General features: G+C 45.0%; 11 protein-coding genes. 7 read left to right on the top strand and 4 right to left on the bottom strand.

Going from position 1 to position 9,414, the window contains the following annotated elements; genetic code table 11:
- The first annotated feature begins 137 nt into the window (after positions 1-137).
- Complete coding sequence (locus tag KNQ13_RS15025) at positions 138-1,130, top strand: putative bifunctional diguanylate cyclase/phosphodiesterase (protein WP_261974186.1); 993 nt, start codon at positions 138-140, stop codon at positions 1,128-1,130.
- Positions 1,131-1,387: 257 nt separating this feature from the next.
- On the opposite strand, the gene KNQ13_RS15020 is transcribed toward KNQ13_RS15025, so the two are convergent.
- Genes KNQ13_RS15020 through KNQ13_RS15010 form a run of 3 tightly spaced genes read right to left on the bottom strand, consistent with a single transcriptional unit; the run spans position 1,388 to position 3,420 of the window.
- Complete coding sequence (locus KNQ13_RS15020; protein WP_071500763.1) at positions 1,388-1,735, bottom strand: iron-sulfur cluster biosynthesis family protein; 348 nt, start codon at positions 1,733-1,735, stop codon at positions 1,388-1,390.
- Positions 1,736-1,786: 51 nt separating this feature from the next.
- Positions 1,787-2,515: a TspO/MBR family protein gene (locus tag KNQ13_RS15015; protein ID WP_209548511.1), complete on the bottom strand. Its 729-nt coding sequence runs from the start codon at positions 2,513-2,515 to the stop codon at positions 1,787-1,789.
- Positions 2,516-2,574: 59 nt separating this feature from the next.
- Positions 2,575-3,420 carry a DegV family protein gene (locus KNQ13_RS15010; RefSeq protein ID WP_209548510.1) on the bottom strand — a complete coding sequence of 282 codons (846 nt, stop codon included), beginning with the start codon at positions 3,418-3,420 and terminating at the stop codon, positions 2,575-2,577.
- Between the two features lie 185 nt (positions 3,421-3,605).
- Here KNQ13_RS15010 and KNQ13_RS15005 point away from each other — a divergent pair, with 185 nt between their 5' ends.
- From KNQ13_RS15005 to KNQ13_RS14980, 6 genes are all read left to right on the top strand, one after another.
- The gene (locus tag KNQ13_RS15005; protein WP_209548509.1) at positions 3,606-4,151 is read left to right on the top strand and encodes a helix-turn-helix domain-containing protein; all 546 of its coding nucleotides are present in this window, start codon (positions 3,606-3,608) and stop codon (positions 4,149-4,151) included.
- Positions 4,152-4,164: 13 nt separating this feature from the next.
- On the top strand, positions 4,165-5,259 hold the full coding sequence (locus tag KNQ13_RS15000; RefSeq protein WP_209548508.1) for an ABC transporter ATP-binding protein: 1,095 nt from the start codon (positions 4,165-4,167) through the stop codon (positions 5,257-5,259).
- Positions 5,259-6,065, top strand: a complete 807-nt coding sequence (locus KNQ13_RS14995; protein ID WP_014971286.1) for an ABC transporter permease — start codon at positions 5,259-5,261, stop codon at positions 6,063-6,065. The genes KNQ13_RS15000 and KNQ13_RS14995 overlap by 1 nt, the downstream gene beginning before the upstream one ends.
- Complete coding sequence (locus tag KNQ13_RS14990; RefSeq protein ID WP_131502282.1) at positions 6,062-6,865, top strand: ABC transporter permease; 804 nt, start codon at positions 6,062-6,064, stop codon at positions 6,863-6,865. Before KNQ13_RS14995 ends, KNQ13_RS14990 begins: the two co-directional genes overlap by 4 nt.
- A gap of 3 nt (positions 6,866-6,868) precedes the next feature.
- The gene (locus KNQ13_RS14985; RefSeq protein ID WP_209548507.1) at positions 6,869-7,942 is read left to right on the top strand and encodes an ABC transporter substrate-binding protein; all 1,074 of its coding nucleotides are present in this window, start codon (positions 6,869-6,871) and stop codon (positions 7,940-7,942) included.
- A gap of 134 nt (positions 7,943-8,076) precedes the next feature.
- The gene (locus tag KNQ13_RS14980; RefSeq protein WP_209548506.1) at positions 8,077-8,586 is read left to right on the top strand and encodes a hypothetical protein; all 510 of its coding nucleotides are present in this window, start codon (positions 8,077-8,079) and stop codon (positions 8,584-8,586) included.
- Positions 8,587-8,618: 32 nt separating this feature from the next.
- On the opposite strand, the gene KNQ13_RS14975 is transcribed toward KNQ13_RS14980, so the two are convergent.
- Positions 8,619-9,227 (bottom strand): YktB family protein, encoded by a 609-nt coding sequence (locus KNQ13_RS14975; protein ID WP_209548505.1) that lies wholly within the window; start codon positions 9,225-9,227, stop codon positions 8,619-8,621.
- Positions 9,228-9,414: the final 187 nt, after the last annotated feature.

Raw genomic sequence — 9,414 nt, 5'->3', positions numbered from 1 at the left:
TCAATGGGAGACCGCGAAAATGTCTCAACTGGAAAACTGCATACGAGGTCTTCACGGAAGAAGTGTTGCACTTAATTTGACAAACCGTCCTGATTAAAAACATTCCTCCGGATCAGTTAGAAGAAGCATTCACGCAGGTGCTTGAAGCGATTCGACAACCGATTGTACTAGAAGGTCAAGAAATTCATCTGACAGCGACGATTGGTATCATCGTTCCAAATGTAAACGATACGTTAGAGATGCGGATTGGTCAGATGGAAAGTGCGTTACGTGCCGGGAAAAATGAAGGACGGGACCGCTTCGTCATCTATGATGAAACCCGCCATTCCGATCGCCGGGAACAGCAAATCGTCGGTTCGTTACGTCGGGCGATGACGGATTTCAAGGAGTTTAATCTGGTCTATCAACCGAAAATCGCTCTTGCGACAGGAAAGGTCGAACAGGCGGAAGTCCTGATTCGTTGGAATCATCCGAAATTCGGGTTCATTTCACCTGCTGAGTTCATTCCACTTGCTGAAAAATACAGTCTCATTCACCGTCTGACACAATGGGTCCTGCAAGAAACCGTGAATCAGATGGAACTATGGCGTGAAGAAAATCATTTCATCCGTCAAGTGTCAGTCAATCTCTCAGCGATGCATTTTCGGTCCGAATCGCACAACTTGATGATTAAGGAGATCGTTCATCATTCGTTAAAGAATGGGGGAGAACTTCAGTTGCAGCTCGAGATCACGGAAACCTCCGTCATGGAGAACCTCGACCGCGCCTTGTTGATGCTCGGAGAGTTGAAACAGTTAAGTCTGACGATTGCACTGGACGATTTTGGCACTGGTCTGTCGTCACTGACCCACCTCAAGCACCTGCCGATCGATATCTTGAAGATCGACAAATCGTTTATCGATGAAGTGCCGCATGACGAACGAGGAACAGCAATCACGGAGATGATCATCCAGCTTGCGAAAAGTCTTGGGATTGAAGTGGTCGCGGAAGGTGTCGAAACGCTGGAACAACACGAGTTCTTGAAACGGCTGGGTTGTGATTATGGCCAAGGGTATTATTATAGCCGCCCGGTCAACGTCAAGGATCTGGATCAGCAGACGATCGAACGAACGGTGCTGGATGTCGTTTGAGAACACATCGCTTAAATCCAGTACGCTCTTTTTTACGTATACTAGATAAGCATGCAAGGAATATGCATGCGATCATGGGGGACGCAATCGCTTCATGAACAGATTCCGGGCAGGGATTTGTTCGACTTGTGCAAGATGCAGACAGAATCGCAGTACATTTAGATAGACGACTCCGCCTTCTACTCAACACACTATCTGTCTGTCCATCACAATACAAAGGCAGCTTCCACAAGGGAGGCTGCCTTTTTTGTATAGGGTTATCGATTGACTGTCAATTGGCAACCCGTTTGATCCGTGACAAGGACGTTCGTATTAAAATATTGACCGTCACTTTTTAGAATCAATGATTTTTTCTCCGCATTGTAGTCAAGCGTCATCTCTTGATCGAGAAAATGACTGGACCATCGTTTGACGAGGACGGGACCAACATTTGAGTCGATCGTCATATCTTCGCTTGTTGCTGCTGATACGAGACGTATGCTGAAGATACCGGAGTTCCCGCAACCACAGCCCTCAGTATCGTAATAAAGATGCAATTGACCTACTGTGTCACCGCGTAATTGGTCGATGCGACCAAGAGCAGCTTCTGTAAATGTGATGTGCATGACATTCACTCCTTTGATACTAGTATACGACGAACGGAACGGAAAATAACGTTACTTGCTCACGTGGACTTGACGGCGCATCCGGACGAGCAGGAAGACATATCCGGCAAGCAGGACGACGACACTGCCCAAGACGACCGTATCGACAAGACCGTTATCGGATTGGAAATTGATTGCGATATAGGCCCAGACGAAGACGAGCGGATAAATCGGATCGCGGTTGGCGAACATGAACAATAACGCGACGATGACACCTACACCCAACATGATCATCGTCCAACCGGCGTCACCGATGCCAAGCAACGAGTTGATGTTTTCGGTATCGAGCGTCAAGAAGATGTTTGCAATCGTCGCAACCGACACCCAACCAAGATATAGCGAAAATGGTAATTTAAAACGTAACGCTTTTGTTTCGCGATCAACCTTCGAGTAGATGACGATCAACGAAAGTAACAGACCGACGATGACGACGACGGACAATGGAAATAGTTTGAAGGAGAACGATACAATCCACCCTGCATTAAAGAGACAGCTGATCAAGAACCAGGGTCCGATTTTTTTCGCGATCTCATGTTCCTTGAACTTCGGAATCGTCTGCATGATTAACCAGACGAGTAAAACAGCGTAAATCAATCCCCAAATCGAAAAGGCGTAACCTGCGGGTTTGAACAAGGTTGAAATCGTATCCGAGATACGACCTGTTTTTCCACCGTCTAACGCATTGACAGCAATCGTAAAGACAAAACCAAGCCAGTTGAGCCAAATCCATTTGTTTTTCAAATCAAAAACCTCCTTTAATCTCTAAAGGAGGTTTACCCGGATTAGTCACTCTTTAGACATCATTGCCGGTGCGTCGGATTCAAAAACGACATCCCGATGGCCGGGTTTCCGGTATGGGAACCGAGGACAGGCGTCAAATTATCAATCCGAATCGTCACATCAAACCGTTTTTCGAGACTCGTTTTCCATTCAAGTGCTAAGTCGTAAGCCGCTGCGTGGAATAAGGAGACATCGGTGACGGTGCCACTTTCAAGCATTTCGACGAGGTGATCATACAGTTTCGCATGTGCTTTTTTGAACGTCCGGACCGTTTGATACGGAACGATTTTTCCATCTTCAAAATGGAACAAGGGACGAAGCTGAAGTAAGTTGCCGACAAACGCCTTCGTTGAGGAAATCCGTCCGCCCGCCTGCAGTTGATCCAGATTAGCAACAGTGAATTCGATATGGTGATCGAGGCGACGTTCAAGGATATGCTGCTCGATCTCTTCAACCGGAATGCCGGTTGCTGCAAGCTCCATCGCTTCTGCCAACAGTTGACCTGCCGGGTAGATGCCGCAACGGGAATCGATCGCAATCAACCGGAATCCGGCAATCTCAGCTCCTTGGATGGAGGCATTATACGTTCCACTCAGTTCGCTCGATAAATGGATCGCAAAACCGATATCATAGTGTTCTTTTAAACGTTCGTAGTGTTCGGTGAACGTTCCGATCGAAGGTTGGCTTGTCGTGACCTTATGCTTGTCGTCGATCCATTCATACACTGTTTCCGCTTGGACGTCGACGCCATCGATAAAACTTTCACCGTCCTTCATGACGAGAAGCGGGACGACGGTCAAGTCATCTCGTGCAGAAATCGAGTCCGGTAAAATGGTCGTACTGTCTGTAATCCATGCAATCTTCATGCTGTCTCCTCCTTATTTTAGTACCTGATATTAATTGTAGGTGTAAGCGTTATCGCTGTCAAATGAACCTTTGAAAATTAAAACATTTTAGTTGATTAACTGACGGGATACGCTATAATCGGTACGTGATTAGTAAACTTTAAGTCATCTTATACTAAACTGAGTAAGAGAAAGGAGGACGTGGATTGCGGACGATCGGCAATAAAATCAAGAATCTACGTCTTCAAAAAGGCTTGACGCAAGAAGAACTTGGAGAGAGAACGGATTTGAGTAAAGGATACATCTCGCAAATTGAACGGGAGATCAGTTCCCCTTCAATCGAGACGTTGTTTAGCCTCTTAGAAGTACTCGGCATCTCGGCAAAAGATTTTTTTGATGAGGATACGTTAAATCAGAAAGTCGTTTATACGCAAAACGATGTCACAAGTTATGCGGATTCGGAGCAGGGGTACCATGTGACCTGGCTGATTCCAGAATCGAATGAGAAGGAAATGGAACCGGTCTTGTTGCATTTGGCACCAGGAGGCACATTTAAAGCCTATGAACCGTCGGGATCAGAAACGTTTGTTTTCGTTCTCGAAGGACGCGTCACGTTACGACTGGGACACGAATCCTTTGTTGCGACGCAAGGAGAGACATTTTATTATAAAGCTTCTGAAATTCATCAATTACGAAATGAGTCGGAGACGGATACGAAGGTACTCGTCACAGCAACTGATTCGTATTTATAAGGAGGAACAGGACTTGGCAGATAACACCATCATCCAATTTACAGATGTGACAAAACGTTTTGACGATCAGACCGTCCTTGATCGGGTCAGTTTTGAAATCGAACGTGGGAAATTCTATACGTTGCTCGGACCATCCGGTTGCGGGAAAACGACCGTCTTACGACTGATTGCCGGATTTACCGAGGCGACAGAAGGCGATATTCTGTTTAACGGTAAACGAATCAATGACGTCCCGGCGAACAAACGACAAGTCAATACTGTCTTTCAGGATTATGCCTTGTTTCCGCATCTCAATGTTTTTGAAAACATCGCGTTTGGCTTACGGATCAAAAAGATGAAGGAAGCAGAGGTCAAGATGCGGGTCCTCGACGCCTTGAAGTTCGTTAACTTGTCCGGGTATGAGAACCGTGAAATCACGGAAATGTCAGGTGGACAACGTCAGCGCGTGGCAATTGCCCGGGCAATCGTCAACGAGCCGGAAGTGATCCTGCTCGATGAACCGTTATCAGCCCTTGATTTGAAGCTTCGGACGGAGATGCAGTATGAACTACGCGATTTGCAACGACGTCTTGGCATCACGTTCATCTTCGTCACGCACGATCAAGAAGAAGCGCTTGCAATGTCGGATGAAATTTTTGTCCTCAATCATGGTCTGATTCAACAGTCTGGTACACCGACGGACATCTACGATGAACCGATCAACCGTTTCGTCGCCGACTTCATTGGTGAATCGAACATCATCCCGGGACGGATGTTGACGGACTACCGTGTGTCGTTTGCGGAAAATGAATTTGATTGTGTCGACCGAGGTCTTGAATTGAATGAGCCGGTTGAGATCGTCATTCGTCCGGAAGACTTGGAGATTACGAGCGTCGCTCAAGGGAAATTACGTGTCACCGTCGATTCACAACTGTTCCGCGGTGTTCATTACGAGATTGCCTGTATGGATGACGTCGGAAACGAGTGGCTTGTCCATAGTACGAAAAAAGCAATCGTCGGCGAACAGATTGGACTGACATTTGATCCGGAAGCGATTCATGTCATGCGTCTAAATGAGACGGAAGAGGAATTCGATAAACGACTTGAGTCATATGACGGGGTGCTGTGATGCAAAAAACACGCAACTGGTATCTGATTCCGTATAGTTTTTGGATCGCGTTGTTCGTCATCGCGCCGATCGTCCTGGTCGTCTATTATTCGTTTCTCGATCTCGAAGGTCATTTTTCACTCATCAACTATCAAAAATTCTTTACTTCGACCTATCTGACGATGACGTTAAGTTCGTTTTGGTATGCCTTTTTGATTACCTTCTTTTCGCTCGCCATCGGTTATCCGACGGCTTATCTACTGACAAAAACGAAACATAAGCAATTATGGTTATTATTAATCATCTTACCGACTTGGATTAACCTCCTGTTAAAAGCGTATGCCTTCATCGGTCTATTCAGTACCTATGGATGGGCGAATCAGACGCTTGAGGCCATCGGCATCGGTCGGAAACAGATTTTGTTCACGGACTTCAGTTTTGTATTTGTTTCCGTCTACATCTTCATACCGTTCATGATCTTACCGATCTTTAATGCGATTGAAAAATTGAATCCGTCCCTCGTCTTTGCGGCGCGCGATCTCGGGGCGTCCAACTTCATGACGTTCCGCCGTGTCGTCTTTCCATTGACGCTTGATGGGGTGAAATCAGGCTGTCAACTCGTCTTCATTCCGGCGCTGTCGTTATTCATGATTACGCGTCTGATTGCCGGTAACCGGGTGATTACACTTGGAACAGCGATTGAACAACAGTTTCTTGTCACGCAGAACTGGGGCATGGGCGCAACGATTGCCGTCTTCCTGATTATTGCGATGGCAATCATTCTTGCTTTGACGAGTACAAAACGGAAGAAAGGAGCGACGACATGATGAAACGACTCAAATTAGCGAATCTTTACTTGATTGGTGTCTTCATCATCTTGTACGCACCGATTCTTTATCTGGCTTTCTACTCGTTCAACAGTGCCGACAACATGACGAATTTTGATTCCTTCACGTGGGATTGGTACAAGGAAGTTTTCCAGGATTCCCGTCTCTTGATCATCGTCTTAAATACGTTGGTCATTGCGCTCCTGTCTGCGGCGATTTCGACGATCATCGGTGTCCTCGGAGCCATCGGGATTCAAGCGGTTCGGAAAAAACGGGTCGAGACCTCTCTGTTGACGCTCAACAGTATCTTGATCGTCAGTCCCGATGTCATCATCGGTGCGTCCTTCTTGATCTTCTTTACGATGCTTGGGATTCAACTGGGCTTTACGTCGGTCTTGTTGTCACACATCGCGTTTTCAGTCCCGATTGTCGTCATTCTTGTTCTTCCGAAACTCCAGGAGATGAGTCCGACACTCGTCGATGCAGCGCGTGACTTAGGCGCAAGCCGACTCGATGTCTTGACGAAAGTCATCCTGCCGTACATCACACCCGGGATATTTGCCGGATTTTTTACAGCATTGACGTATTCACTGGATGATTTCGCCGTGACATTCTTTGTCACCGGAAATGGGTTTACGACGTTATCCGTTGAAATCTATTCGCTCGCACGTCAAGGGATTTCCATGAAAATCAATGCGTTGTCGACAGTCATTTTCCTGTTTACGTTTTTACTCGTCATCGGCTACTACTTCCTGAACCAACGTTCTGCCATGAAATTGTCCCGACCGGAGGTGAAATAAGCGATGAAAAAACTCATTCAATTGTTCGTAGTGATTTTTCTGATATCCGGCATCATCTTGTTTGCCTTAAATCGACTCAATGCGACGCAAGGGTACTCCGGTAAAAACGTCTTGAACATCTATAACTGGGGTGATTACATCGATCCGGAATTAATTGACCAGTTCGAAAAGGAATCCGGCATCAAAGTCGTCTACCAAACGTTTGATTCGAACGAAGCGATGTTGACGAAAGTTGAACAGGGCGGAACGACGTATGATATCGCCGTCCCTTCCGATTACGCGATTGCCAAGATGATCGAAGAAGATCTGGTGATCCCGATCAATCAGGAAAAAGTGCCGAACTTAAAAAATATCGATTCCCGTTTTTTAGATTTATCGTTTGATCCAGGCAATCGCTATTCGATTCCTTATTTTTGGGGAACGGTCGGAATCGTCTACAATCAAAAGCTGATTGACGGAAAGAAACCGACGAGTTGGAAAGATCTGTGGAATCCGGCGCTAAAAAATCAGATTCTCCTCGCAGACGGAGCACGTGAAGTGATGGGGATGAGTCTGAACAGCCTCGGCTACTCGTTAAACGAGACGGACGAAACCAAACTCCAGGCGGCGAAAGCGAACCTGATGGAGTTGACACCGAACGTCAAAGCGATCGTCGGTGATGAAATCAAGTTGCTGCTCGCGAATGAAGAAGCTGGAATAGGCGTCGTCTGGTCCGGGGATGCCAATGAAATCATGAGTGAAAATGAAAATTTGAACTATATGATTCCAAAGGAAGGATCGAACGTCTGGTTCGATAACATTGTCATTCCAAAAACGGCTAAAAATGTGGAAGGTGCTCATGCGTTCATCAATTTCATGTTGGACCCGAAAAACGCTGCAAAAAATGCTGACTACGTTGGCTATTCCACGCCCAACACGGCTGCTTTGAAGTTGCTTGATCGTGAAGTACGTGAAGATGAACGGTTTTACCCGGACAAAGAAGTCACCGATACACTTGAAGTATATGAAAACTTAGGGAAAGAAATGTTGGCACATTATAATGAACTATTTTTAGAGTTCAAAATGCATAAGAAATGATGCAAAAAAAGTTGTTACCTATTCAGGTAGCAACTTTTTTAAAATATTTTTTAAAGAAATGTATTTAAAATGAATATTATTTCGAAAATGGGGGAATGAGATATCTATCAAAGCATTTCAAGGGGGAGCACATCATGAAACAATTTTTAGGTCTTATCTTAACTGCTGCACTTACCATGAGTCTTGTCTCAGGTCCTTCATATAACAAATCCGTAGAAGCGGCTAAACCGACAGATGTCGACTGGTTGAAACAGATCAAAACGAGTGCTTCAAAGGCAACATCAACCGATAATAAAGTGAAACTGGAACAGACGACATTGGCGCAAGTACATACTGCGTACAAAGGTGAAAGAAACTCGACATGGTGCCAAAGTGGTAAGGGATTAGTCACACCTAACAAAGCGATTCATTATTGTTCAACGTTCGGTGTACCCGATCGTAAAGCAAAAGTTTCAGCAATCGTCTATAATCCTAAAGTGCTCAGTCGAACGGTTTCTGTCAAGGAAGTAAAACAAGCATATCCTACTGCAAAGCTTGATCAAGCCTTTAATCTGATGACAGTTTCAACAAAACAGGTCAACATTTATCTAAATTTAAATTCTGAGCGTACACAAATCATGTCAATTCTAGTAAAATATAACTAATGAACAAAGGATGACCTTTTAGGCCATCCTTTTTATTGAATCTTTTTATAAATCGGCATGAGTTGTTCATAGGTATTTCGAATCAGATTTACTAATTCCTCATGCGACATCGTACTGACTTGATCAGCGGGAACATGACGGCCCACTAGGAATTCCGCTTTCTTCACATCACGAAACCGGACGAGTCCTTGTTCAAGACTTGTTTCATCGATTCGTTGCGCGTCTTTTTTCATATGATCATAAGAAATGACGAAGTCAGACGGAAGTGCATGTAAGATGTCTTGTTGTTGCAACAATTTAGTAGCATATTGTGATTTGTTCGGAAGTTCATAGATATAGGCAAGCCAGATGAAAAGATGATCATCAAATAAGCCGACTTGAAAATGGGGAAGCATCTTATAACCACGTTTATTTGGTGAGAATGCCATCCATGTATCATTTGGTGGATTCACTTTCCGACGGGCGTGTTGTGCGATATGGACATAGATGTCTTCTGCAAGATGAACCGTCAAGTCAGGTAAAACTTCTTGTCCAATCTGTTTAAAGACAGGCTGTATCCGTTCCCGGATTGCCTCCATCCGCTTCTCCAGCCCATCAATCTGAAATGTATCAAACGCTTCTTTTGTAAAATGAGTAGTCACTGATTTATCACCTCTGTCTAATAGTGTAACAAATCGGAGTATTAAAAATAGACTTCGATGCTCAAATGGTGAATAATAAATATGCGTTTTCCATATATATGGCTCATCACCATAACACGTGGTTGCTATTTTAACGACCAAGCTCAAGGTGCAATCTCAAAAAGAATCGTTCGAGGTTTCGGTAGCC

This window comes from Exiguobacterium sp. s128 (assembly GCF_018618815.1).
Classification (GTDB): domain Bacteria; phylum Bacillota; class Bacilli; order Exiguobacteriales; family Exiguobacteriaceae; genus Exiguobacterium_A; species Exiguobacterium_A antarcticum.
Note: the sequence above shows the minus strand (reverse complement) of the source record. Positions and strands in the feature narration are given on the sequence as shown.